Below are 25617 nucleotides of genomic sequence, written 5' to 3' on the forward strand. Positions count from 1 at the left end.
ACAAAACGTCCGCATCCCCACCTGTGTGTACAACGCGTGTCAGGCGCGGAAGCAGAAGCTGTAACAGGAGAAACTAAGCGGGTGACCGAGGACTGGGTAATGAAGGCTATCGCTGTACTACACCATCGAGAAAATACTCTGTTTGATCCCCTGACAGGTGGCCCACTGGACTATCGCAACGATTCGATTGCAGGAGCAACCGAATCTGGTAGAGAAGTCTTTCCTCGTATCGATCCCGCAGTAATCGGGCTCATCGAACTTGCAGGACAAGACCGCATACTCATCGCTGAAAACGCCCAGCGTCGTGGTTTCTACTCGCTCATTGCAGGCTATGTGGGACTTGGCGAAACTTGTGAGGAAGCCATGGTGCGAGAAGCTCTTGAAGAAACCGGACGTCGTATTTCGCAGGTGCGCTATGTGCGCAGTCAGCCTTGGCCTTACAGTGGTGCCCTCATGATGGGCATGGTGGCAACCACCACAGATGAGCACCCCATACAACCCCTCGATGGTGAGCTAGCGAGGATAACGTGGGCGTCGCCAAGCGAGCTCCGCGAAGGGGCATTTACCTTGCCACATAGGAATTCTCTAGCGTTCCAATTGATCACAGAATGGGTGGGACAACATGATTAACTTGGATGATCTTGACGATGACCAGCGTGCAGCTGCCGAGGCGCCACGTGGTCCGGTAGCCATTTTGGCCGGCGCCGGAACAGGTAAAACTCGCACGATCACCTACCGGATAGCGCACTTGATCGACCGCGGCATGGCAAGCCCCCACCGCGTACTCGCAGTGACTTTCACGCGTCGCGCTGCTGGGGAGATGCGGCACCGTCTGGGGCTGATGGGTGTTGGTGGCGTTCAAGCCCAAACGTTTCACTCTGCTGCGCTGCGACAACTGCGCTATTTCTGGCCACAGGTAGCCGGGAATTTGCCATGGAGAATTGTTGACAACAAATTTTCACTGGTGGGTCGCGCAACTCGTAGCGTCGGGGTGGAATCCTCAACAGAAAATGTTCGAGATCTACTCAGCGAAATCGAATGGGCCAAAGCAGCACTGATCACTCCTGATAACTATGTGGAACGCCTCAACGGGCGCGAGACCCCAGTAGCAGCCGAAAAAGTGGCGGAAGTATATCGACGATACGAGCAGTCGAAAACTACACCGGAAGGAATGCTGCTCGACTTTGATGACCTCTTGCTTCACACCGCGGGAGCCATTGAAAATTCCACTGCTATAGCCGAGGAATTTCGGCAACAATACCGCACGTTTGTTGTCGATGAGTATCAGGACGTGACACCACTACAGCAGCGGGTCTTAGACGCATGGCTTGGCGAACGCGATGATGTGACCGTGGTGGGCGATGCCAATCAGACGATCTACTCGTTTACAGGCGCTTCACCGGACTATTTGCTGGGGTTTTCCCGCAAATATCCCCACGCCACGGTGGTGAAACTGCAACGAGACTACCGTTCTACACCGCAAATTACAGATCTTGCTAACCGCGTGATCGACCAAGCAGTAGGGCGGATCGCCGGTACGCGTCTGGAATTAGAAGGCATGCGAGCAGCCGGGCCACAACCAGAATTTCAAGAATTCAGCGACGAACCCGCAGAAGCACACGCCGTAGCCTTGAAAATCAAGCAGCTTCTAGCGCAAGGCGTTCCTGCCTCCGAGATTGCGATTTTGTACCGCATTAATGCCCAATCCGCGACTTTCGAACAAGCACTCGATGACGCCGGAATTGTGTATCAAGTTCGCGGCGGTGAGGAATTCTTCCAGCGTTCGGAAATCAAACAAGCGATGTCAGAGATCATCCGAGCTACTCAGCGTGATGACCTTCCCGACGCTCGTGGAGTAGACCTAGAACGCATCGTGCGTGCAATATTAGCGCCGCTGGGCTTGAGCAAACACGAACCAGAAGGCACCCGCGCACGGGAACGCTGGCAGTCGTTGGAAGCTCTTGCAGAACTGAGCTTGGAAATTGGCCAAGCAACACCAGACTTAAACCTTCAAGGGTTATTAGCAGCACTCAATCAACGAGCAAGCGCCAAACATCCTCCCACCATGCAAGGGGTTACCTTGGCATCCCTCCACGCAGCGAAAGGCTTGGAATGGGATGCCGTGTTCCTCGTCGGGCTTGTCGACGGCACCCTGCCGATTTCTCATGCAATGAAAGCCGGCGACCATGCCATCGAGGAAGAACGTCGTCTGTTTTATGTGGGAGTGACACGTGCCCGAGAAATTTTATATTGCTCGTGGGCAAAAGCTCGCCAAGAAGGCGGACGTGCAACACGAAAGCGTACTCGTTTTTTGGACAGCATAGTTCCTGAACTCGATGTTTCCTCCGTACCACCACGTTCTAAACGACGCCAGCACTGTCGAGTATGCGGCAACACATTGAACAGTCCCGCAGAACGCATCGTAGGACGCTGTGACCAATGCCCCAGCGGCGTTGATAGAGAAGTGTTTGAAACTCTGCGGAAATGGCGAGCGGATACAGCTCGTGAACTTAACGTTCCAGCCTATATTGTGTTCACCGATGCCACCTTGCATGCGATAGCTGAAAATCTTCCGCAATCCGCCGAAGAGCTGATGCAGATTTCTGGAATAGGGCAGGTCAAAGTAGAACGTTTTGGCTCAGGTCTGCTAGAAACGCTTGCTCAGTTCCAGTAAGCGGATCGCAGTCCCAGCGGCTCGACCAACATAACGGGCAACGAGAATGCGGACTCATGATCTCGGACGAAAGCTCCCCATTGGGGGAGACTCGGATAAGAAGCCCCGCTGTGACCGTGACACGCTGGCGCGGTTCACTCAGCTGCTCTACTAACCGTGTTACACGTGCGGCAGCCGCATACGTTAATGCCGCAGGTGCTGTGAGGGGAGCAGCGGCATTTTTTAAAAGTGCCGGCCATTGCGGATCAGCGTCACTGCGGTAGAGATCTGTGCAGAGTCCACAGGGGCCGCGGCCGTCGATACGCACCGGCCCGATAATCGCATGGTTATCCATCAAACTCACAGGAATCATGGTTTTTACTTCCACCAGTTCTTGGGCGATATGAGAAAAACTAGGAGTGGAGTTAATCCAAATGAGAGGAACCTCACGAGATAACAGGGATTCCAAAGTCATACAGCGTTGAATAGTGTGTGCTTGGACCACACTGATACCAGCACTACCCAACACCGCTTTTGTCGGCGCGACCAGCGGCCCGAAGCCACCGACTGCAACAGTGAGGTTTCTTTCTACGATGGAGAGCACTCGGTGATGCAGGAGATCGTCGATAAGCCCGCGGGCCGCCACGGGTTGTAATCCGGCCTCTGTTAGCTGTTCGATTGCGGTTGTTTTTGCAATTGGCTGCCAGAAACCGCGTAATACTTGTACGATCGCAACAATAAGGCTTTCTGGCGCAGCAAAAATACCTGCATTGGCTGAGTCGAGTCCAAATTGAATACCTTCTGGCCGTAGCAGCACTTGGGCGTGCGGGCTAAGGCTTATGAGTCCCCCCTGATTCATGTCCACTATTGCACCACAGAAAGCGGGTTGCTGTCATGTCCAAGCGAACAACCCCCACCTATCCGGTCGAAGTGATCCGGTCGGATCGACGTACTCGGACTGTGTCGGCACGCTTGGTGGGCGGCAAAATTCTCATCAGAATTCCAGCGTCGATGTCTAAGAAAGACGAGAAAAAATTCGTCGCTGAAATGGTGGATAAAGTACGCACTAAAACGCGGTCTTCAGCTCCTACCGATGAGGCATTGCTTCACCGTGCACAGCACCTTAACCGTGCAGTGTTAGAAAACCGAGCCACGATTGGGTCTATTCGGTGGGTGACAAACCAAACACGGCGATGGGGGTCGTGTTCTCAAACGACGAACGACATCCGCATTTCGCACCGGTTGCAAGGCGTACCAGATTATGTTCTCGATGCCGTGATCATCCACGAGATGGTGCATACGTTTATCGAAGGCGGACATTCCCCAGAATTTTGGCAATGGGCAGACAAAGCCCCCAAGGCTGAACGCGCCAAGGGATACCTTGAGGCGTGGCAGCGCATGGGGGACGTTGGCTAATCGTTCTTGGGGGAATCCTCATCAGGATCAGAGGGGTTTTCTCGCTGTTCCTTTTGCTGCTCTTCGGACTGCTGGGAGAGCATTTCTTCGAGCTTGGTGATCTCTGCGATTGGATCAAACTCATCGGCTGAAGCAGTATCGAGTAGGCCGTCGATAAATTCCGCAGAGTTGTCTAGGTCTTCAGCAACAGGGAGGAAATCGGGGTGGTCCCACACGTGGTCGCGCTTTTCTATCCCCACGGCTACGTCCACACGACGCCAAAGCTCTTGGGCTTCTGCAACTTTGGGAGCGCCGAATTCAATGCCAACTACTTGGGCGAATGCTTTTTCGGCGGAACCGCCGGTTGCACGACGACGCCGCCATGCTTCATTCAACGCTGCAGTCGAAGGAACACGGGAGCCCATTGCCTCAGTGACAACGTGTTCAACCCAGCCCTCGATCAAAGCGAGCAGGGTTTCTAGACGAGAAACTGCATTGGCGTTACGAGAAGTAATACGAGGACTCATATCCAAGTTCTGCATCCGCTCCATAGCCTCATGAATGGCGGCAGGATCACCGGATTCAAGGTTCATTTCGCGCATAGCTTCTTCGATATGGGAGGTGTCGATGACCAAACCGGCAGCGTACTCCTCAACGGAGGCTACGATCTGTTCAGCAAGCCACGGAACGTGACGCAACAACCGCTGACGCGCAGCCTCACGCGCAGCAAGGTAGACCAGCACTTCACGCTGTTCGATCTTGAGGCCTTGGGTTTCCTTGCGCACGTTATTGATCATTAGCGCAGTAACACCGGTTGGTGCGATAGGAACACCAAAATCGGTGCCGGAAAGGGCCTGCGTAGCAAGATCGCCGAGAGCATGGCCTAGTTGCATGCCGAAGTTCATACCCGACATCTGATTCATCATCTGTATCATGGGGCCGACCATCTCGCGCGCTTTCTCAGGAAGGGAATCGAGCTGAGCCTGGGCCATATGCTCGGCAACAGGAGTGACCATGCGTTTCCACATTGGCAGGGTGTTCGTAAACCAGTCGTTAGCCGACCACGCCTCGACTTTATTGCTGGCAGTAGGCAAGATGGTGGCGTCGTCAAGCCAAAGTTCCACGAGGTTAACAGCCTCAGTGACGGCCTTGGTATCTGCTTCTGTGGCGGCAGGAGCCTTCGCTGACTCAATTTGCTGGCGCGCAATGCGTTCCGCCAGTGCATAGTTCACCGCTCCTTGTCCCTCGGGGGAATTCATGGAAGACCCCATGCCGGACAACATCTGCCCAAATTGATTAAGCATGTCCCCCAAGCCGCCGGAACCAAACGGGTTGGAGTCGCGGGAGTTGTCATCGTCGTCGCCGCGCCCACCGAAGTTGAAGGAGAATCCGAAGCCGTTGCTATTCATGGCATAAACGGTACAGAAAAACCCGACGCTGGCGCCATGATTGGGACAACGCTGTCAGCGAACATGTAATCTAGTCTCTCGTGAAACGACGCGTGAACACTCTCGTCCTCGGCGCAATCCCCGTGGTCGCATTGGCAGCTTTGGTAACTCTGGACCATATTCCAGGCACCGACATTGATCTCACCGTGCCCTATGCGGCCGAAGGCCCAGGCCCCACTGTGAATACCTTGGGCGACGTTGATGGCAAACCTGTTGTCAATGTCTCTGGTGCAGAAATTGACAAAACCACTGGAAACCTCAACATGACCACCGTTTCCGTGCGCACACACTTGACCCTTGGGCAAGCACTCGGACGTTGGTTGATCGCTCACGACACGCTCGTGCCGATTGAACAGATCTTCCCTCAAGGAAAAACACCTGAGGAAGTCGACGAGGTGAACAAGGCCGCTTTTAGCACCTCAGAGGCATCGGCAACCATCGCCGCGATGAATCAGCTGCACAAGCCAGTAGACACCGTTGTCGCCCGGGTCAGCCCCGAAGCTCCAGCCGCCAAAGTGATGGCAGAAGGAGACGTGATTACACAGGTTGCAGGCGCTAAAGCAACTGGCCCAAGCCAAGTTCGTGATGCGGTGCGCGCTAAAAAGCCAGGCGAGACGATCTCGATCGGTTTCCTTCGCGATGGCAAGCAACTGACACGGGAGGTCACGCTGGGCAAACACCCCGAGGATGACAAAGTCGCTTTTCTTGGTGTGAGCATGACAGCACGGCCTGCCGACGGAATCACCGTCGACTACAACCTTGAAGATATCGGCGGACCTTCTGCAGGTTTGATTTTCTCGCTCGCGGTAGTAGATAAGCTCAGTCCAGGTGAGATCAACGGCGGAAAATTCGTCGCCGGAACCGGCACCATTGACGACGACGGCACAGTCGGTCCGATCGGCGGCATTCGCCATAAAGTTCGCGCAGCGCGTGACGCCGGCGCCGAGGTATTCCTATCCCCAGAGAAAAACTGCAGCGAGGCACTCAAAGGAAAACCAGGCGACATGGTGGTCATTAGCGTTGATTCGCTTAGCGACGCCATCCACCAGCTGGATAATTTCAAAGCTGGTAAAGAAGTAAAAACCTGCTCATAAAGAGCAGCGCTTTACTTTGAAGAAGGAGTCGGTTCCGCAGCCGACTCCTTCTTTGGAGCTTGTGCAAGGCCCAACTCATAAATGTGCTCGGCAGGATCGACCTCGTCAGTGGACACCATCTGCTGCATGACAAGCCCGTTATCGTTATCCACCACGGTAATAACCGCAGTACCACCAAGAGTGGACCATCCCACCACGCGACGACCGGTATCCTCAATGACCCGAGAGCTACGAAGCTCAGTCAACAGCTGAGTGGTGGATGCAGCCTTAGCATCCGACTTAAAAAATTGGAACTGGCCGACATCGTGACCCGAGCAAGCCATAGAGTTTTGCACCCCGTTGGCGTCGCAAGTATCAAATTGAGCAAAAAGTGATTCTGGAGCTAGTGCCCCGAATTGTTCAAAGGCTCGTTGAACATTCTTGTGTTTCGAATCCAACATCGGAGGCACGCTGGTTGGTGCTTCGACCTGTGAAGAAACCTTAGACGTCTGTGTGGTGCTACTTGCCGAAGCACTGCTTGACGTAGTAGTGCTGGCCGAAGTGGTACTAGGTGCTGCGCTACTGGTAGCCGACGTCGATTGTGGTGCTTCTGGGGTGTCACGTGAACACGCACTCACACTACTAATAGCGACAACGACAGCGCACGCGCTAAAACAACGAATCACGTTAGAACGCTGCGCAGCAGCAAAACCAAAAGGCACGAAAGACACCAAGACCTATCTTTAACGAGGGGGTGAGACACAAACTATAAAGAACTATCTTAATCGAGGGTGGCACGTAGTGCGGCGATAACACCAGGGGCTACACCTGGGCCACCTCGTAGTTCAATGTCATCTTCTGCAAAGGGGCCGCGCTTTGTGAGTTCTTCCTCTGTCGGGCGGATCTGCAGCAAAGTCAGGTCGGCGTCGCCACGCAGAACGCCGCTGAACAAACGAGCTGGGCGGGTTTCGTCACTATCTGCGGAAGAATCGCGGAACATGATCTCCTGTGCGAGTACCGCACCCACAACCTGTTCTGGCCAAGAAATTCGTGAAACGTAGTCGCCAAGTTCTTCAGAACCAGGGTGAATGTGCTCAGGGAGATTGTCTTGGACAACAAGAGTGAGCGGGGAGTCATCGTCATCAGGTAGTGCTTGGCCGATGAGCTCTGCGGGAACCAACGCGAATAGGGTAGGGGGAGCATCCCAACCTTCTGCGTGGATGAAGTCAACGGCTTCGAGCATGGCCTTATTTAACGCCTGAGGTGGGTACTGCATGCCACTCATATCAATTCCTTCGCAATCACGTGACGGCAAACTATCGTAAAATAGGACATTACCTTTGCTGGCTCAGAAAGGTGGCACCTGGGGTTGCCAAGAATGTGCAGTTTTAAGGCTGCCTGCTCGGCAACGCTATGGTGGACAAAACCTAACTGAAAAATAATTTTAAGGAGTTCCAAGTTGGCGACCGGCTTTACGCGCCCAGCTGCTGCACCGAAGCGGCCGCAACGGCGGTTAACGTGGTTGATTCCACTATTGATGATTTTGGGAGCGCTCGTTCCTACCGTTGTTGGCCTCTATACCGACTGGTTGTGGTTCGGTGAAGTTGACTTTAGGGGGGTGTTTAACAAGGTCATTGCCACCCGTATTGGGCTCTTTGTCGGGTTCGGTCTACTCGCCGGAATCGTGACATTCCTCGCTGGCTGGTTCACCTACCGTGGCCGTCCAGATGAACTCGAGTTCTTCGACCCTGACAGCCCCGTTGTGCAATACCGAGCAGCCGTAGAAAAGGGAGTGCACCGCTTCCTTGTCGTGTTGCCTGTAGTCATCGGCATTGCCGCAGGATTCCTTGGCCAGCAGGCATGGCAAACTGTTCAGTTGTTCTTCAACCGCCAAGACTTCGGTGTTTCTGACCAACAGTTTGGGATGGATTACGGCTTCTACGCGTTTACGCTGCCGGCATTGCGTCTGGTAGTCAGTACGTTCTCCGTTTTGCTGGTCGTAGCATTCCTCATTGCGTTGGTAGGACACTACTTGCTAGGTGGCATTCGTGCGGGTAACCAAGCCGCAGGTGTGAAAGGATCGATCACCAACTACGCCAAAGTGCAGCTTGCTGTTACTGGTGGGCTGTATTTGCTGGTTCGCATGGCCAGCTACTGGTTGGATCGATTCTCCTTGTTGAACAATTCCCACGAAACTTTTACCGGTGGTAGCTACACCGATATCAACGCTGTGTTGCCTGCCAAGATTGTGCTCTTGGTTATCTCAGCAGTCGTGGCAATTTCGTTCTTCTCTGTCATTGTGACCAAGGACCTGCGTATCCCCGCAATTTCTACAGTGCTGATGATCGTGAGCTCGTTGGCTATCGGTAACGCTTGGCCAATCATGATGGAGCGTTTTTCTGTTTCCCCGAACCGTGCCGAGAAAGAATCCGAATACATTTCCCGCAATATCGAGGCAACACGCTACGCCTACGGCATTACCGACGATGCCGTGACCTACAAGGACAACTGGGGTGCCAAGGGAGCTTCCTCAGAAAAGGTCGCTTCGGATTCTGCAACGGTGAGCAACATTCGCCTGTTGGATCCAGAGATCATTTCTCCAACGTTTACCCAGCAACAGCAGCTGCGTAACTTCTATGGATTTCCCAAGTCACTCGCGATGGACCGTTACGTTATCGACGGTGAACTGCGCGACTTTGTTGTGGCTGCCCGCGAGCTTGACCCCAATGCGCTGAAAGAAAACCAGCGTGACTGGATTAACCGACACACTGTGTATACCCACGGCAACGGAATCGTTGCGGCACAAGCCAACCAGGTTGATGAGGTCGCGCGCGATGTCGGATCAGCCCGTGGCGGATACCCCGTCTACACAGTCTCTGATCTGCAAACTACGGATAAAGAAGCTCAAGAACTCGGCATCGTAGTCAAGGAACCTCGCATCTACTACGGTCCAGTGATTGCTTCTGCTACTGACGGCGCGGACTACGCCGTAGTGGGCTCCGAGAATGATTCATCGGTGGAATACGACACCGATTCCTCCACCTACACTTATCAGGGCCAAGGTGGCGTGAATATCGGCAACGTGATCAACCGTGCAGCATTTGCCATGCGTTACCAGGAGCTAAATCTCATCCTGTCGGATCGTGTGAACGGCAATTCTAAGATTTTGTACGACCGCGATCCTCGCGAACGTGTTCATAATGTCGCCCCTTGGTTGACCACAGATTCCACCACCTACCCTGCTGTGATTGATGGCCGTGTGAAGTGGATTGTGGATGGTTACACCACACTGACTTCCTTGCCTTATGCTGAGCGCACGTCGCTATCGGAAGCAACGAATGACACCACTGCTCAAGTAGGAAACAGCGCCCAGCGTTTAGTCACCGACAACGTTGGTTACATCCGCAACTCGGTGAAGGCAGTCGTGGACAGCTACGACGGCAGCGTTGACCTTTACGAGTTCGACGAAAACGACCCAGTGCTTAAGGCATGGAAGGGGGTTTTCCCAGACACAGTGAAGGCAAAGTCTGAGATCTCCGAAGAGCTCATGAATCACCTGCGCTACCCAGAAGACATGTTCAAAGTGCAGCGGAAGATGCTTGCGCGTTACCACGTTGATGATGCGCGCGACTTCTTTACCAACGACCGCTTCTGGTCTGTTCCTTCTGATCCTTCCGCAACTGAAGGTCAAAAAGACGTAGCACAGCCGGCCTACTATGTTGTCGCGGCTGATCCAGACACGGGGAAGCCTAGCTTCCAGCTGATTACGCCATTCCGTGGCCTCCAGCGCGAGTACCTCGCGGCGCACATGTCGGTGAGCTCGGATCCAGATAACTACGGCAAGATCACCGTGCGTGTGTTGCCAACAGACACTCTGACGCAGGGTCCAAAGCAGGCACAGGACACCATGATGTCATCTGATCAGATCGCATCTGATCGCACATTGTGGAAAGATACCAACGACCTGTTCAACGGCAATTTGCTGACACTGCCAGTGGGTGACGGTGACATCCTTTATGTGGAGCCTTTGTACTCCCAGCGTAAGAATCAAGCGTCGGCATTCCCTAAGCTGTTGCGCGTTCTGGTTTCGTACCAAGGCAAGGTGGGTTACGCTCCGACGATCGCAGAAGCGCTCTCGCAGGTAGGTATTGACCCCAAGGAAGCCCAGGATCTAGGAGAAGCTAAGGGACTCAAGCCGGAGTCCCAGAACAGGGACAAGCCAGAAGACAAGGAAGGAAAAGCGCCAAGTACTCCTTCCGCCCCTGCATCGGGTTCAGGTACGACCGGTGAAGCCATTGGCAAGATTAACGACGCGCTGAACAAACTACAGTCGGCAAAGAACGGCTCGAATGAAGAGTACGGGCGTGCTCTTGACGAGCTCGACAAAGCAGTGGAGGAATACCGCAAGGTTGCTGGGCAGTAGCAATCAGTTGCTATTGCCCGTGAAGTAATCGAGCTCGAAACATCCGGTGAACAGCGGATTTGTGTTGTTTGCCGGATGTATGTAAAGTTACATTCCGTTGCAGAGAACAGTAACAAAAAAGAAATTGTTCTTCGCTTCCGTCGCGGGGTGGAGCAGCTCGGTAGCTCGCTGGGCTCATAACCCAGAGGTCGTTGGTTCGAATCCAGCCCCCGCCACTAAGTTGAAACCCTCGGTTCGCGAAAGCGAACTGGGGGTTTTGCGTTTTGGTGCATAACTTGGGTTCAGACCGTGGCTTAAGGGTCAGAAGGGGATGCGGACGTTTTGTTAGACACTTTCAACCTCACGCTACCGCAGCCATGCGATAACGCGCGATACTCATACCATTGAGACTAACTTTAATGCGATGATTGTTATAAAACTCGATATAAGCAGCAATGGCATCGTCAAGCTCTTGGATTGTCTGCCACCTCTTGCCGTAATACATCTCATTTTTCATCCGCCCGAAAAACCCCTCGCATGCCGCATTGTCAGGACTACACCCCTTTTTCGACATCGAACGAACGATGCCATATTTCGCAGTCAGACTATGCCAACTCCGACCACGGTAATGCACACCACGATCTGAATGAATCACTAATGAACCATCCGGTGGAAGACCCTCAGCATCAATAGCGGCCTGCAGCGTAGATTCTGCTAACTCCATAGTGGGATTCACACTCGTCTTAGCAGCAACGACTTTGCCATCGAAACAATCAATAATCACAGACAAATACACCCGCCCCTCATTCGCAGCGAAAACACTAATATCAGTCAGCCACAACGTATTCGCAGCAGTGGCATGAAAACAACGGTTGACCAGGTTCGGCGGAGCCGGAGAAATTTCTCCTTGATAACTGGAATATTTCACCTTCCGCTTCGGAAACCGCACCGTAATTGCTTCTTCGCGCATGAGCCTGCGAACTACTTTTTCACTGATAGTTATGCCTAAATGTCGTAATTGCCACCAGATACGGCGATAACCATAGGTATTATGTGAATCAGAACTGATGCGGTGCACCATGCTGCGAATAGCTGCGTGCTTATCAGGCATGCGTCGTTTTTTCAGGTGGTAATAGAAACTGGATGCAGCAAGACCACTAGCAGCGAGCAGCATTGCTAATGGAAACGTGCTACGCAAAGCGTCAACCACGTCGGTTTTGTGCTTATTACTCAGCTGACCGGGGATGACGCTTACGTCTTTTTTTATAATTTCCAGCTCCTTTTCCAACACGGCTTTTTCTACCAGCAGCGTGGCCATCTGCTGTTTTAACTGTGTTGGATTATCCGGCAATGATTTTTCTAGTGCTGCTTTAGTAGGGATGCGGCCATGGCCTGCGCGTTCTTTTTTCGACATCAAGCCCCATTGTCCTTCCTCACGGTAGCGTTGCGCCCAAGCATAGACGCTGGCGTGAGTGTGCAGGCAGCATTCCTGGGCAATATCAGCTGGTCGCCAACCATTGTGGAAAAGTTCTACTGCGCGAAGTTTGACTTCGTATGGGTAGTGGGTCAGGGTTTTGGCTTGTTTACGTGGTTGTGGTGGGGTTTTGGGCTCGCGTAGCCATTTATACAGGGTCCATCTGCCTGGGTAGCCGAGTTCGCGGACTGTTTTAGTCACTGATTGTGTGCGTTTGTAGACCCGCAGTGCTGTGCGCTTGGGTCTGCTGAGGGTTTGGTTGACGTCTAGCTTGTTTCGCTGGGGCGGGGCAGGGAAGGATGTTGATTATGTCGAAGTTGTATTCAGAGCAGTTCAAAGCTGATGCCGTGGCGTTGGTGGAGTCTGGGGTTGCTCGCCGGCAGGTGTGTGCTGATTTGGGGATCTCGCGTTCCTCGTTGCAAAAATGGATTACTGATGCGAGGTTGCAGGCTCAGGGGATGCAACCGTGTGCTGATCCGGTAGTGGCTAAAGAGATGCGCCAGGCTTTGAAACGGATTCGCGAGTTGGAGATGGAAAACGAAGTGCTACGTGCAGCGGCGGCGTACCTGTCTCAAGAGGTGATTCGCCCAAAAGGGTCTTCCCGACCGTGGAAAAGCTGATCAAGGCAGGTAAGGCGACCGTGACGGTAGCGGCTCGGGTACTGGGGTTTTCCCGCCAAGCGTTTTATAAATGGGCTGCTAAGCCAGTTTCGGACAGGCAAGCCCAAGAAGTAGAACTTATAGACAAGATTCGCCAGATTCACAGTGACGATCCTGAATTTGGTTACCGCCTGATAGCAGACGAGCTCCATGATCAAGGGATAGAGATTTCTGAGCGTCGAGTATGGCGTTTGTGTTCTCATGCTCAGGTGTTCTCGGTGATCGCTAGGCGTAAGTCGCGTGGGAAGAAGTCGGGTGCTCCAGTACATGATGACCTGTTACAGCGTCACTTCCACGCTGATGCGCTCAACGTTGCGTGGGTTACAGATATTACGGAGCATTGGACCAAAGAGGGCAAGCTGTATCTGTGTGCGATCAAAGACCTGTGCTCGCGAAGAATCGTGGGCTATGCGACCGGTGGGCGGATGAAATCACGCCTCGTGGTGGCGGCGCTCGATGATGCGATGAGGAAACGAGGCAATCCCCATGGCGTAATCATTCACTCTGATCGTGGCTCGCAATTTCGTTCTAGAAAATTCCGTGCCGCGCTGAAATCTTACGGCGCGAAGGGATCTATGGGCAGAGTTGGAGCGTGTGGGGATAACGCTGCGATGGAATCTTTCTTCGCTCTTGTACAAAAGAACGTTCTTGATCGTGGCTTTTGGAACAGGCGCCGTGAACTATCTGCCGCGATCACTCACTGGATTGAACGGACATATCACAGGAAAAGACGGCAACGAGCACTGGGTAAATTGACACCAATCGAATACGAAACGATCATGGAACCAGCCGCATCGAGAGTGTCCGATTGTTTGTGTGCGGGGGGCTTGGTTTACAAGTAGTCCGCGAATCGGTCGGGGTAAGCCACGGCTAGTTGGTTGATGGCTTGTTTCCACCCGGTGGCTTTCGCTCCTTCAATATAGCCGTTGCATTCGATGGCGCGCTTCGCTTTCTTCGCTCGCTGGGCAGCGCGCTTGTCCTCGATGTTGCAGATCATCAGCCACAGCGTTTTCAGCGCCGCGGTATCGTTCGGGAACTGGCCGCGGTTGCGGGTGGCTTTCCGCAGCTCAGCATTCAGCGATTCGATCGAATTCGTGGTGTAGAGTACCCGCCGTGCCGCAGGCGGGAACTGCAAAAATGGCACAAACCGGTCCCAGGCGTCGCGCCAGACTTTGACCGATTGCGGGTATTTACGGCCCAGTTCACTGGCCTCGAATGCGTCCAGGGCGGCGCGGGCGGTGTCCTCGGTCGGTGCGGTGTAGACCTCCCGTAGCGCACTTGATACGGGTTTGCGGTCTTGGTAGGACACCCACCTGTTGGCCGCCCGGATCAGGTGCACGATACAGGTCTGCACCATGGAATTCGGCCAGGTTGCCTCCACGGCTTCCGGCAGGCCTTTGAGCCCGTCGCAGCAGACGATGAACACGTCTTGGACCCCACGGTTGGCAAGGTCAGCGCACACGGATGCCCAAAAACTGGCGCCTTCATTGTCTGCGATCCACAATCCCAGGATGTGCTTGATGCCGTCCATGTCGACGCCTACCGCCATGTAGCAAGACTTGTTGACCACGCGGTGGCCATCGCGGATCTTCACTCGCAGCGCGTCGAGGAAGATCACTGGGTAGAACTCGTCGAGCTGGCGGTTTTGCCAGATCATGACCTCTTCTAACACCGCGTCGGTAATGGTGCTGATCGTATCTGGGCTCATATCCACCCCGAGGGTGGTGGCGAGGTGGTGGCAAATATCGCGCACGGTCATCCCACCGGCGTACAGGGAGATGATCATGTCATCAAGCTCCGTCAGACGGCGGGTGCCTTTAGGCAGCATCCGCGGCGTAAACGTGCCAGCTCGATCCCGGGGCATAGTCACATCAAAGGTGCCGTAACCAGAGTTGACGGTTTTGGTGTACGACCCGTTGCGGTGATTGCCACCATCCGGGGTGCCCAGCTGGGCTTTCGCCGTACGATCAGAGTGCGCGTATCCCAGATGCGCGTCCATTTCAGCCTGCAGACCAGCGTTGATCGATGCCTGCAAAAGACCTTTGACCAGGTCGCTGGCATCATCGGTGGAAGTCGACAACTCGCCGATCAGTTCGGCGATTTCCGGATTTTCCATCAGCTTAGCGCTGATCTCGTTGACCCTGTTCGGGTCATGACCTTTCCTCGGTGATACGGTAGTCATTATCAGTGAAACTCCTTCTGGATCAGAGCCTCACACACAAAACACCTGACACCCTCATCGCATCCCTTGCGGCCTAAAAATCAGAAGGAAAACTGTCAACCAAACCCTCAGCAGACCCCCGCGTTGAAATATCTGACGGCTTTACACCCTGCTTTCATAGCGTTTCAATGCTTTTTTGTCACCGAAGCAGAAGTCGACGTCTGAACACGCCACAGGAAGTTGATACTCACGAGCCAGCCGATACGCAATACTCAAGCTAAGTCCCAGTTCCAACGCCGCACTACGAACACTACGACCGCCTGAAACCAAGTAACACAGCTGTTCCACCACATCCGGTGAAGGATCCCAACGACTCGACACCACAAACACCACCAATCAAGGTCAGGTGTTTCCACAACCCCTAGAATCCGGGGGAAAAGCACCGCGAGCGGAGGCACCGCTCGGCGCTGTTGGATCTTGAATTGTTTTCTTATTCCACGTTCTCGTGGGGCAATATCACCGCTGGTGCGGTAGTAATCGGCGAGTTTGCCATCATCTTCGTGTTGCCGCTGTACCTGATTAATGCGTTGGACCTCAGCACGATGTCGGCTGGCCTCATGCTGGCAGCCATGGCAATCGGTGCATTTTTCTCCGGTGCTGCAGCCCGCCTCGTCGCGGCGCGTTTCGGGGCGCCTGGCACCGTGCTCATCGGGCTCGGTTTGGAAGTCATCGGCGTTCTTATACTCATCCTGCTTATGGGGCCGGATACGAATGCTTGGATCATCGCCGCACCGCTGACCCTATACGGTTTGGGCCTCGGGTTCGCCTCCGCGCAGCTGACAGGCACGGTGCTGCGGGATATTCCCCGTCGATGGCTCCGGGCAAGCCTCCGCAACGTAAGGCACCGTGCGCCTGGGGCAGTGGTGCGGGCCTTAAGCGAAGGCATGGCCAACGCCGCGCAGTGGTCGCTCGTCGCTGCCACCGTATTCGTCGCTCTGGGTTTTGTTGGTGCACTTAGGGTTCGCCGTGCTGCGGGGGAGAAGGGTGCCCCCGCAAACAATGCCGATCTCGGTTCCCGTGTTAATCGCGTCTCGAACTGATTTTCCACCCGCGAGCTGCTTTGCGTTGCTGCCAGAAGTGACGGTAGATACCGGGGACATCGGAAAGCTCAGAATGCGTGCCCAGCTGGCTGACGTGCCCGTGTTCATCCAAGACTACGATTTGATCAGCAGATTTGATTGTATCCAGCTTGTGGGCGATGACAATAAAAGTAGATTGCTCCCGTAGCTCGTCCATCGCAGCAAGGATGTTTGCCTCATTTTCTGCATCGAGCGCGGAGGTAGCCTCATCAAAGAGTACAATCGGCGCTTGCTTGAGCAGCGCACGAGCTACAGATACGCGCTGGCGTTCACCACCGGAGAGAAGCCGCCCGCCTTCACCAACAGGAGTATACCACCCTAGGCGGTTGGCAATAGAAGTCACGCCTGAAAGATCAGCTGCGCGGAAGACTTCCTCATCGGAGGCGTCGGAACGACCAACGCGGATATTAGCGATTAACGAGTCGTCGAAGAGGTAGACGTCCTGAAAGACCATGGACAGTCTGGACATTAACTGTTCGGTTCCAAGCTCGCGGATATCTACGCCGTCAACCATGACCGCTCCGGAATCTACATCCCAGAATCGCGAAATAAGGCGCGCAATTGTGGTCTTTCCGGAGCCAGAAGGACCGACAACGGCGGTAACGGTGCCCGGTTGGGCGTGGAAGGAGACATCGACCAACACCGGCTTATCTCCGTATCCAAACGTGACATTACGCAGTTCTACACTTCCCGAACCATCGCTTGGGCGCGGAGTAGTGGGCTCCGGTAGGGAAGGGGCATCGGTGATGAGCTCAGTTTCTGCGAACGCGATACGGCCGGCGTCTAAACCGACGAAAGAAGAACCCAGCTGCTCAAGTGTGCGGGTAAACCTCAAGCTGATTCCGATGATCGCAATTGTTTCTAGTGGCGATAGGGCGCCTTCAACGGCAAGATCCGCGGAGACCATGATGAGAGCCACGATGAAGATCTGCACTACTATGCCGTTGAGTAGCAAAGCTAATGCGGATACCCATAGCTCGCGTATCCGTGCTTTATGATCGATTTCTAGCGCTTGCTCAAGTGGCGCAAACCCTTGTGATTTTCCCGCCGCGCGCAAGGCCGGCTGGCGGTTAGCAAATTCTACGATTCGCTGGGAGAGTTCTTTGCTCGGCCCGAGTGCACGGTTCGATGCTTTCTCACGAATCCATGCAGCCAACTGCATCACCACGAGCGCCAATGGTGCGATGATAAGAAGGACCAAGCCCAGCTTCGGGTTCCAGAAACACGCTCCTACTAACAAGGTGACAAGTGCCGCGCTATCGCGGTATATTGTTCCTTGAAAATGCGCAATGGTCTCGGCCGCCACCATAAAGCGATCTGAGACGAGGCGAGATAGGCCACCGGTATTAGCCGGTACGAACCAGCCGAGCGGTAGCGTTGCTAATTTATCGCCCACAGTCGTGTGCGCGGTTCGGATGAAATCCAAGGCCGTGTGGTAAGAGGCCATGGTTGCGAAAAATCGTAGCGCAAAAGCTACGAGAGCAATTGCCAAAAGAATCCACATCCATGGTGCGATCGTCGTATCCCCATCGAGTGCCTTTGTAAGTGGCACGAGCGTGAGAACAGCGAGGCCGTCAAGCACGCCAACAATAAGCGATAGACAAGCTTGCCTTTTATTGAGCTTATGGCCTACAGGACTTTGCAGCTTTTTGACACTGCGAGTGAGTAGCGGATCACGAAGACGCGAACTAGCAGGCGTAGTGGCATTAGACATGAGAATTATCCTTCATAGGCTCGAGGCAGATTATTTGGTCTGCGCCTTGGATGGACTCCGGCTTGTGGGCGATGACCAAGACGGTCTTGCCTCTGACGAGTGTGGCTAGAGCTGCTTGAATTTCTGCTTCGCAGTCAGGATCAGTTGCCGCAGTAGCTTCATCCAGGATCAAGATTGGGGCATTGGTAATAATTGCCCGGGCAATAGAAATACGTTGCTGTTGTCCACCGGATAAAGAGATGTCCTCACCAACAACGGTGTCGAGCCCAGCCGGTAAAGCGCGAATATCAGCAGCTATGTGCGCGGCCTCTGCTGCTTGCCAGATCTCTTCATCGCGAGCTTCTGGGCGTGCAAGGCGAATGTTTTCCCGAATACTCATGCGCAGTAAGTGAGGATCTTGTAAGACGAAAGCCACAGTGCGGTACAAACTGTCGAAAGTGAGATCACGGATATCCACGTTGTTGATAGTGATTGTGCCCGAATCTGGATCCTGGAAACGCGCCAGCATCGTTGCTGCTGTGGATTTGCCAGACCCGGAGGGGCCAATCAATGCCGTGACAGTGCCTGCGTTTAATTGCACAGAAAAGTCTTGGAGGACTGGTGTGTCTGGGGCGTAGCTAAAACTGACCTTATGGAACTCCACCTCCATGTCTTGACTACTGGCATCGAGGCTCTTTTGGCCTTCTTTCACGTGGGAAATTGTCATGACTTCATCAAGGCGCAATGCCGCATTGCCAGCGAGCTGGTAAGACCACATCATTTGGCCGACGGTTTGAATCGTGCCCGGGATCACCAGCGCAATTAACGTTGTTGCGATGACTTCAGCGACCGTGACATAGTCACCAGCTATCAGCAGGGAACCGACTCCTACATTGATAAGGATGAGGACAGGAACCGCCACCACAGACTCTGAGATTGCGGAAACACGCAGAAGCGGACGTACCCACTCGTAATAGAATTCCGCGAATTTTTGGGCAGCTTCGAGATATCGAGCGTGGGCTTTTCCAACGGTGCCGAAAGCCTTGACGACGGAAATACCTTCGGAGAACTCCACCGCAGTCGCAGAGACCTCACCCAGATAATTATCCATTTCCGCAGTTTTTGTGCCCATATCTTTCATTGAATACGCTTGGATTGCTAGGAAAATGGGCACAGTGGCAATAGAAAGTAGACCAAGGCGCCAATCCAAGATAAAGGCATAAACCAGAAGCGCGAGGGGCGTAAAGATCGCGGCGACCTGCTCTACAGGAGCGTGGGCTGTCAGGGTGTGCAGAGTTAACGTATCGTCCTCGACGGCTTTGCGGACTTTGCCGGAATTAGTCTGGCTAAACCACGAGAGTGGTGCTTTCGCAATAGCGGTAATAATTCGGCGCCGGTTAATCCCCACCAGCTTTGCATCAGCGAAGTGGGTGACCGTAAGGGCAAGGAAATAGAAGGATAGCTGGCCCAAAAATGCAGCAAGTAGCCATTTCACAATGGACGCGACGTCATCAGTATTGCCGTCGAATAGAGCATTTCCCAGTGCCACCAACGCGACGTAGGGCGCTACGGCGAGTACCGAGGATATAAGCGCGAGAAACTGTGCGAAGTAGATGGTTGTTTGCACTGGGGCCAGTAGCTTTTTTAGAGCGACCTGTCCGGCTTTTTGTTTTGCGCGAGCCTCTTCTTCCGGTGACGCACCGTGTGATTCTGGTGCGTGGGTTCCGCTTGGTTCTGTGGAACTTTGTTTTACTTCAGTCATTTCTTTCTCAAATTCTTGTTGATGTCAGTCATATCGATGATTCTGGTGACTGATTCTTGGATGAATTCGTGGTCATGGGTGATGACGATGACCACTGCTCCACTTGCTGCAAGAGATCGAAGCAGCGCAGAGATGGATTGCAGTTGGCGCCAGCCCACTCCAGAGGTAGGTTCATCGAAGATGTAGACCTCTGCTTGCTCGGCTTGAGCTGAAGCTATGGCTAAGCGTTGCCGTTGCCCACCGGACAGAGACTGCGGATGCCGGTGGGCCATTCCTGCCAGATCGAGGCGATGGAGAATCTCATTGACATCGATGTGGTCCCGCTTCTTCTTTGCCAGTCCGAGCGTGACTTCTTCTTCGGTGGTGGCTGCGAATAATTGGCGGCCAACGTCTTGCATCACCATGTACGCGGTACGTCTGCGGGCAGCCGCTCCTACTCGTTTGCTGTTCAAACGGAGACTACCGCCGCGTTTGGGAGAAGCAAGACCACAAATGATCCTGGCGAGGGTGGTTTTTCCAGCGCCGTTGGGCCCGATTAAGGCGGTTACTTCGCCGCTGGGGAAAAATGCGTGGTCAATGTTTAGCACCTCATGCGTGCCATAAGAAAAACGGATGTTGCATAACTCGAGTCCGCTCCGCTGGGGATCGGTGTTTTCGGGCGTGGGTGGTACCGGCACGCTCGCGGGCAGGGGAACGTGGTGTAAACTGCGCAGCCCCAATTGTTTGCGTTCGGGTTCGTCTAAGGCATAAAACTCCTGAGCGTGGAAACTCCGCGTTATTTTTCCCTGATTCAAGTAAATAACTTGGTCGGCGATACCTTTTAAGAAAAAGAGGCGATGATCCGCGATAATGATCGTTGTACCTAGTTCTTTCAAGCGGCGTAGTACGCGTGCGAGAATCTCGATGCTTTCCATGGAGAGATTGGAAGTGGGTTCATCGAGAAGCACGAGACTGCTCGGGGACACAAGCGCGCATGCGCATGCCACGGTTTGTAACTGTCCACCGGATAATTCTTTGAATCGCCGGCCCCGAAGATCGTTAAGGCCTAGTAGTTCGACCGCTGATTGAATCCTAGATTCAATTTCTGCGGGATCCATACCAAGGTTTTCTAGCCCGAAGGCTAATTCTGCATTGACGCTTTCAGTGAAAAACTGCGTCCGTGGATTCTGGAATACTGAGGCGCTGAACTCGACGGCGCGGGAGAGCGGTTCTTCCGCAGGGTTAAAAGCTTGGTCATCCTTTGTAATAGTGATGGTGCCTAGTAGCTCTCCTGGATTGAAATGGGGGATGAGTCCGTTGATCAACTTGAGTACCGTGGACTTTCCCGATCCGGAATCACCGGTAATCAGTAGGCACTGTCCTGGACAGACAGAAAAAGACACATCAGATACACCTTGAATGCCTGGCCGAGCGCCCAGTGGATATGTAAAAGAAACGTTATGGACGTTTACACTGGTTGCGATACTGCGTTCGTTCATAAGTGGATCTCCGTGGGAAGCCAGACAGAGGCAACAACGAGGCCCAACCCAGCTATTGCAGTTGCATCGACAAGCTTGAAGGAAAGATCGGCGGTGGTGGTTGGACGTGTGGGTCCTCCCAATCCGCGGACAAGAGCAGAGGCAGCGAGCTCATCACCAGCGCGGACGACGGCGCCTAACAAGGGGATGATCAGCATCGCGGACGATTGTGTGGGCTGTGTGATCCAGCTTTTTACTCCAGGCTGGAGACCCCGAAGGACCATGGCATCGCGGATGGCTTTGGCTTCTGCCACGATGATAGGCAAAACGCGCAGGAATACCGCCGGTGGAATGGTGGTCCAGCCTGGTAAACGCAGGTCCCGCAGTGCTGAGGTCAACGTGGATGGTGTGAGAGTGAGCAAGCCGAATGCGCCGATGGACATACTGATGACAAAACGGCTTAGCCACGAAAAAATTGCCGCCGAAAAAGCGAAAAATGTGGAGCCAGGAAGCTGTAAAAGGCCCCAATACCCTAGATAGGATAATGTAAAAGCGCACAGGCAAATAAGGCCATAGTGTGGCTTTACTGTAGCTAGTGCGATGGAGCTGAAGGCGATAGAAATCAGCAGTGTCGGTAGGTGGCCGTGGCTGAGAACTACCGCATTGATTACTAGAACAGAAAGCAGCACGGTCCGTGGATCGATCGAAGATCGACGAAGCACGCCCTGTTTTCGCAGGCTCACAGGAGACCAGCGCTTTCAAAGTGTTTGCGGCTGGCGCGAACTCCGACCTTTCCTCCGATAAAGCCGACGATGAGCGCACAAATGGCCAGTACTCCAATGGTCCATGGCTGGAAGATATCCGACATAGCATCGGCGTATTCTTGGCCCATTTGGTCTGTGATATCGACGTAGTATGAGTCCGTATCCAGAATTAGCGGGATAAAAGGAAAAGAAATCCAGACACAGAAGACGCTGTAGGCAATAGGGAAGGATTTGGCAATACTGAGGTGGCTTTTTGTGATAATCAAATCCGCGATAAACCCTAGAATTATGCTTCCCAGCAGGGTCCAGAAGTAGTGTCCGGTGAGCATGAATACTAGTCCGTTAATACCACCGACGAGGGTGAAAGCACCCATTTTGGGCGTGCGGGCGGCATAAAGCGCTAGCACGATTCCGTTTGCGATTGCCGCGATGAACCATCCAATAAACATGAATTGTGGACCTGCGAATCCAATCATTCCGCTTACAAAGGTGATTACAAAGTAAAGCGCAGCAAAGATGCCAGCGTTGATGAGATCTCTGGTATTTAAACGTGCCGTCGACCCACTGGATGAGCGTGTACTCCGTGCAGGCGTAAAGGACTGTTGGGTCATAGTAAACCTCGATTCATGAATAATAGGAAAAGTAAAGCTTACCTAAAACATATAATACTGTTTATGAGCTATTTCTAGTTTTGATCTGAAGATTTACCCTTAATGGGGCGAATGCAGATAAGCGGGTTGAAGTGTCCTAGGTTTTGTTCCGTTTGAGTAGATGGGAAAATCTGGAACATGCCAAGGAAATTTGACCAGGATGCCAAGGACCGTGTGGTCCGTCTCGTGGAAGACCGTATCTTGGCGGAAAATATGTCGATGCACCCCGCGTGCCAGGCAGTAGCTCCAAAGCTGGGGGTTTCATGGCACACGGCCCGTCAATGGACTTAAGCCTGCCCGCCGTGCGGGAAACATCCCAGAACCTGTGCCTGCAGACTTGGCCACGGAAAACGCGAGGCTACGTCGTGAAAATCAAGAGCTACGCGACACTAACGAGCTGCTGAAGGCTGCCTCAGCTTTTTTCGCGTCGGAACCAGACCCCAAACGTTAAGAAATGATCCGATTCATCGATGAATACCGGAGTAGTTTTTCCGTCGAGTTCATCTGCACTGGCGTTGAAAAATAACCGGGCTGGTGGGTTTATCACCTCGCGTGGGTATCGCCAGTCCAAGGCCCGAGGACTTAAGCGCTCGTCGCCTTCGTAACAGTTGTGCTGATTGAACGCATTAGTGCTATTCATCGGGATAATTACGGCATCTACGGCGTGCGGAAAATGTGGCATGCTCTTTACCGTGACGGAATCGATATCGGTCGTGAACAAACTGCTCGGTTGATGCGCCTAGCCGGTGTTTCTGGCAAAGGCAGATCACCTCTCACAACCCGTAAGCCTAATGTGCCTGATCTGCGCCCAGACTTAGTCGAGCGTGAATTCAAAGCTTCGGGCCCGAATAAACTGTGGGTGGCCGATATTACGTATGTGCGCACGAACAATGGCTTTGTGTACGCCGCGTTTGTCACCGACGTTTACTCTCGACGGATCGTTGGGTGGGCGTTATCAGACTCCATGCGGACTTCAGGCGTTGCCGCTGCAAGCTCTTAACCAGGCGACCCAAGTGTGCTGAACAAACAACAGGGCTCATTCACCATTTAGATCACGGCTCACAGTACGTCAGCGTGGTCTACAACGAGCGACTTGCCCAGCACGGCATTACAGCTTCCACCGGAACTGTCGGGGATTCTTATGACAATGCTCTGGCAGAAAACGTTAACGGCCCCTCACAACAACGAGCTAATCCATACTCACAGGTGGGATGATGTTGTCGAGGTAGAAATCGCGACGTTCGAGTGGGTGTCATGGTGGAACGAAGATAGACTCCACCAAAGCTTGGGATACCGAACCCCAGTTGAAGTGGAAACCGATTTTTGGAAGCAGAACCCGCCACAGGAAATAATAGAAATCAAGGCAAATGCCTAGGAACAAAACCCAGGACACTTCTGAACTAGCCTCCGAAAGTTGGACTGGTTTAATTCTAGGTGGTTAGTGGTTCAAGGGTCTGGTTCCGGTAGTGCATCGGGGTCAGGCCCTTGAGCCGTTTCTGAATGCGTTCGTGGTTATACCAGTGTATGTAGTCATCCAGGGCCTGCCTGAAGTGCTCGAGACTGTCGAATGATTCACCGTGGTACGTCTCTGACTTGAGGTGTCCGAAGAAGTTTTCCATTACAGCATTGTCGTAGCAGTTGCCTTTCCTGGACATCGATTGGATGCCGTCGACACTTGTGATGAGGTCACGCCAGCTGGAATGCTGGTACTGGATCCTTTGATCTGTGTGTACCAGTAAGCCGCTTCCGGGAGATTGGCTTGTGATGGCATCTTTCAATGACTTTGACGTAAACGCTGTATGTGGCGAGGTAGACACACTATACGACACGGTTGAGCGGTCATAGAGATCCATGATTGGTGACAGGTAAACCTTGGTACCGGCAATGCGAAACTTCGTGACATCACTCGTCTACACTGTGTTTGGTTTATCGGGCGTGAAGCATCGATCCAGCATATTCTCCGCGATGTGACTGACAGTGCCTTTGTACGAGTTGTACTTCTTTTTTGTTCTGACCTTGGATTTAAGGCCTAGCTTGTCCATGGGCTTGTAGACCAGCTTATGGTTGATATTCCACCCCGTCTTGGCGAAGTTGAGTATGAATCCTCCGGTAGCCGTAACGACGGTTCGTCTGTGTGAAGACCTCGACGATCGCTTCCTTGAGATCGATATGTTTATCCGGCACGTTCAGGCGTTGTTGGTGATAGAAAAATGTTGATCGGGCAAGACCTGCCGTGTTCAACAAATCTTCTAGGCGATGGTCAGATTTGAGGATGACGATCGCTTCGACTTTTAGCTTCGTCGCTGGCTCCTTAAGTCCCCGCATTTTTTTAAGTACGCGTTTTCTGCCCGTAGTTTCTCCACCTCACGGTGCAGCCGGTCTTCCTTAATCAATGGCTTCGAACGGGCACTGCCTTTAGGTCTGTTCTTCGGTTTCGGCCGAAGTGCCTCATCACCACCTGTACGCTAGGCACGCACCCAATGGGAGACAAGTTGCTGCGAAGACGGCTCGAATTCTCAAGGCAAGATCTATCTTGGACTGGCCAGTGTTGAAACGATCAACGATCTGTTTTTTAACTTCGAAGGAATGGTGCTGTTTCGTTGGGTTTTTCACAAGACACAGCCTGCTATGAAGTTTGAATCGTCGTAGAAGTTTTCGCACCGCATATTTGCTAACGCTCAACTGACGAGACGCTGCGCTGTAGCCTATTCCATGTTCAAACAAGTCAACGAGTTGCTCCCGCTGCTGCTGGCTTAGAGAACTTCGTGCTCTCAAAGAACTGTTCCCCACTAGTCGGAAACTGATTTCTCAGTCCAACTAATGGGGAGCAGTTCACTTTTTCCGAGGGTCAGGCCCGTCTTTATTATTCCGATTGTTCGAGATCCAG

General features: G+C 53.3%; 23 protein-coding genes, 1 tRNA gene and 1 pseudogene. 12 read left to right on the forward strand and 13 right to left on the reverse strand.

Annotated features, from left to right (window positions below; all coding sequences use genetic code 11):
• Positions 1-21 precede the first annotated feature (21 nt).
• Both ABMV07_RS03680 and ABMV07_RS03685 read left to right on the forward strand, forming a co-directional pair.
• A complete protein-coding gene (locus tag ABMV07_RS03680) occupies positions 22-630 on the forward strand; it encodes an NAD(+) diphosphatase (protein ID WP_374065004.1) in 609 nt (202 codons plus the stop codon).
• Positions 623-2674 carry an ATP-dependent DNA helicase UvrD2 gene (locus ABMV07_RS03685; protein ID WP_197688683.1) on the forward strand — a complete coding sequence of 684 codons (2052 nt, stop codon included), beginning with the start codon at positions 623-625 and terminating at the stop codon, positions 2672-2674. The genes ABMV07_RS03680 and ABMV07_RS03685 overlap by 8 nt, the downstream gene beginning before the upstream one ends.
• Here the strand turns inward: ABMV07_RS03685 and ABMV07_RS03690 are convergent.
• Positions 2619-3512, reverse strand: a complete 894-nt coding sequence (locus tag ABMV07_RS03690) for a hypothetical protein (protein ID WP_088267325.1) — start codon at positions 3510-3512, stop codon at positions 2619-2621. The genes ABMV07_RS03685 and ABMV07_RS03690 overlap by 56 nt on opposite strands.
• 35 nt (positions 3513-3547) lie before the next feature.
• Between ABMV07_RS03690 and ABMV07_RS03695 the strand changes: the two genes are divergently transcribed.
• Entirely contained in the window at positions 3548-4069 is a 522-nt protein-coding gene (locus ABMV07_RS03695; protein ID WP_088267326.1) for a M48 family metallopeptidase, read from the forward strand.
• Here ABMV07_RS03695 and ABMV07_RS03700 read toward each other — a convergent pair.
• A complete protein-coding gene (locus ABMV07_RS03700; protein ID WP_088267327.1) occupies positions 4066-5457 on the reverse strand; it encodes a zinc-dependent metalloprotease in 1392 nt (463 codons plus the stop codon). The genes ABMV07_RS03695 and ABMV07_RS03700 overlap by 4 nt on opposite strands.
• Before the next feature lie 80 nt (positions 5458-5537).
• On the opposite strand from ABMV07_RS03700, the gene ABMV07_RS03705 reads away from it, so the two are divergent.
• Positions 5538-6590, forward strand: coding sequence for a PDZ domain-containing protein (locus ABMV07_RS03705; RefSeq protein WP_088267328.1), 1053 nt, complete (start codon positions 5538-5540; stop codon positions 6588-6590).
• Between the two features lie 11 nt (positions 6591-6601).
• Here ABMV07_RS03705 and ABMV07_RS03710 read toward each other — a convergent pair whose 3' ends face one another.
• Together ABMV07_RS03710 and ABMV07_RS03715 are read right to left on the reverse strand one after the other, a co-directional pair.
• Entirely contained in the window at positions 6602-7300 is a 699-nt protein-coding gene (locus ABMV07_RS03710) for a hypothetical protein (protein WP_088267329.1), read from the reverse strand.
• Positions 7301-7350: 50 nt separating this feature from the next.
• Positions 7351-7854 (reverse strand): PPA1309 family protein, encoded by a 504-nt coding sequence (locus tag ABMV07_RS03715; protein ID WP_374064873.1) that lies wholly within the window; start codon positions 7852-7854, stop codon positions 7351-7353.
• Between the two features lie 174 nt (positions 7855-8028).
• Between ABMV07_RS03715 and ABMV07_RS03720 the strand changes: the two genes are divergently transcribed.
• Together ABMV07_RS03720 and ABMV07_RS03725 are read left to right on the forward strand one after the other, a co-directional pair.
• On the forward strand, positions 8029-10992 hold the full coding sequence (locus tag ABMV07_RS03720; protein WP_374064874.1) for a UPF0182 family protein: 2964 nt from the start codon (positions 8029-8031) through the stop codon (positions 10990-10992).
• 141 nt (positions 10993-11133) lie between these two features.
• A tRNA-Met gene (locus ABMV07_RS03725) sits at positions 11134-11207 on the forward strand.
• A 125-nt stretch (positions 11208-11332) separates the two neighbouring features.
• Here ABMV07_RS03725 and ABMV07_RS03730 read toward each other — a convergent pair.
• Positions 11333-12646 (reverse strand): IS3 family transposase, encoded by a 1314-nt coding sequence (locus tag ABMV07_RS03730; RefSeq protein ID WP_374064875.1) that lies wholly within the window; start codon positions 12644-12646, stop codon positions 11333-11335.
• Between the two features lie 107 nt (positions 12647-12753).
• Here ABMV07_RS03730 and ABMV07_RS03735 point away from each other — a divergent pair.
• Positions 12754-13946 (forward strand): IS3 family transposase gene (locus tag ABMV07_RS03735; protein WP_374065005.1). Its coding sequence is split into 2 segments (ribosomal slippage): positions 12754-13026 and positions 13029-13946, totalling 1191 coding nucleotides; the frame shifts between segments, so codons are not numbered across the junction.
• Here ABMV07_RS03735 and ABMV07_RS03740 read toward each other — a convergent pair.
• On the reverse strand, positions 13937-15286 hold the full coding sequence (locus tag ABMV07_RS03740; RefSeq protein WP_374063848.1) for an IS256-like element IS1132 family transposase: 1350 nt from the start codon (positions 15284-15286) through the stop codon (positions 13937-13939). The two genes, ABMV07_RS03735 and ABMV07_RS03740, sit on opposite strands and share 10 nt — an antisense overlap.
• A gap of 141 nt (positions 15287-15427) precedes the next feature.
• On the reverse strand, positions 15428-15649 hold the full coding sequence (locus ABMV07_RS03745) for a hypothetical protein (RefSeq protein WP_374064876.1): 222 nt from the start codon (positions 15647-15649) through the stop codon (positions 15428-15430).
• 86 nt (positions 15650-15735) lie between these two features.
• On the opposite strand from ABMV07_RS03745, the gene ABMV07_RS03750 reads away from it, so the two are divergent.
• Positions 15736-16365 carry an MFS transporter gene (locus tag ABMV07_RS03750; RefSeq protein WP_234914088.1) on the forward strand — a complete coding sequence of 210 codons (630 nt, stop codon included), beginning with the start codon at positions 15736-15738 and terminating at the stop codon, positions 16363-16365.
• On the opposite strand, the gene ABMV07_RS03755 is transcribed toward ABMV07_RS03750, so the two are convergent.
• From ABMV07_RS03755 to ABMV07_RS03775, 5 genes are read right to left on the reverse strand one after another with little or no spacing between them, the layout of a single operon-like run.
• Positions 16346-18118 carry an ABC transporter ATP-binding protein gene (locus ABMV07_RS03755; RefSeq protein ID WP_374064877.1) on the reverse strand — a complete coding sequence of 591 codons (1773 nt, stop codon included), beginning with the start codon at positions 18116-18118 and terminating at the stop codon, positions 16346-16348. The genes ABMV07_RS03750 and ABMV07_RS03755 overlap by 20 nt on opposite strands.
• Complete coding sequence (locus ABMV07_RS03760; protein WP_197691223.1) at positions 18111-19859, reverse strand: ABC transporter ATP-binding protein; 1749 nt, start codon at positions 19857-19859, stop codon at positions 18111-18113. The genes ABMV07_RS03755 and ABMV07_RS03760 overlap by 8 nt, the downstream gene beginning before the upstream one ends.
• Positions 19856-21337, reverse strand: a complete 1482-nt coding sequence (locus ABMV07_RS03765; protein WP_197691224.1) for an ABC transporter ATP-binding protein — start codon at positions 21335-21337, stop codon at positions 19856-19858. Before ABMV07_RS03765 ends, ABMV07_RS03760 begins: the two co-directional genes overlap by 4 nt.
• Complete coding sequence (locus ABMV07_RS03770) at positions 21334-22059, reverse strand: energy-coupling factor transporter transmembrane protein EcfT (protein WP_088268302.1); 726 nt, start codon at positions 22057-22059, stop codon at positions 21334-21336. The genes ABMV07_RS03765 and ABMV07_RS03770 overlap by 4 nt, the downstream gene beginning before the upstream one ends.
• Positions 22056-22691, reverse strand: a complete 636-nt coding sequence (locus tag ABMV07_RS03775; protein WP_374064878.1) for an MptD family putative ECF transporter S component — start codon at positions 22689-22691, stop codon at positions 22056-22058. The genes ABMV07_RS03770 and ABMV07_RS03775 overlap by 4 nt, the downstream gene beginning before the upstream one ends.
• Before the next feature lie 177 nt (positions 22692-22868).
• Here ABMV07_RS03775 and ABMV07_RS03780 point away from each other — a divergent pair, with 177 nt between their 5' ends.
• The 4 genes from ABMV07_RS03780 (at position 22869) to ABMV07_RS03795 (ending at position 24105) form a co-directional block, all read left to right on the forward strand.
• Positions 22869-23021 carry a hypothetical protein gene (locus tag ABMV07_RS03780; protein ID WP_197691226.1) on the forward strand — a complete coding sequence of 51 codons (153 nt, stop codon included), beginning with the start codon at positions 22869-22871 and terminating at the stop codon, positions 23019-23021.
• Between the two features lie 319 nt (positions 23022-23340).
• Positions 23341-23730 (forward strand): IS3 family transposase, encoded by a 390-nt coding sequence (locus tag ABMV07_RS03785; protein ID WP_374064727.1) that lies wholly within the window; start codon positions 23341-23343, stop codon positions 23728-23730.
• A gap of 74 nt (positions 23731-23804) precedes the next feature.
• Positions 23805-23945 carry a hypothetical protein gene (locus ABMV07_RS03790; RefSeq protein ID WP_374065040.1) on the forward strand — a complete coding sequence of 47 codons (141 nt, stop codon included), beginning with the start codon at positions 23805-23807 and terminating at the stop codon, positions 23943-23945.
• Complete coding sequence (locus ABMV07_RS03795) at positions 23878-24105, forward strand: integrase core domain-containing protein (protein ID WP_197693653.1); 228 nt, start codon at positions 23878-23880, stop codon at positions 24103-24105. The genes ABMV07_RS03790 and ABMV07_RS03795 overlap by 68 nt, the downstream gene beginning before the upstream one ends.
• A gap of 55 nt (positions 24106-24160) precedes the next feature.
• On the opposite strand, the pseudogene ABMV07_RS03800 reads toward ABMV07_RS03795, so the two are convergent.
• A pseudogene (locus tag ABMV07_RS03800) lies at positions 24161-25459 on the reverse strand (IS3 family transposase).
• Between the last annotated feature and the right edge of the window lie 158 nt (positions 25460-25617).

This window comes from Corynebacterium belfantii, assembly GCF_041898185.1.
GTDB classification, from domain to species: Bacteria; Actinomycetota; Actinomycetes; order Mycobacteriales; family Mycobacteriaceae; genus Corynebacterium; species Corynebacterium belfantii.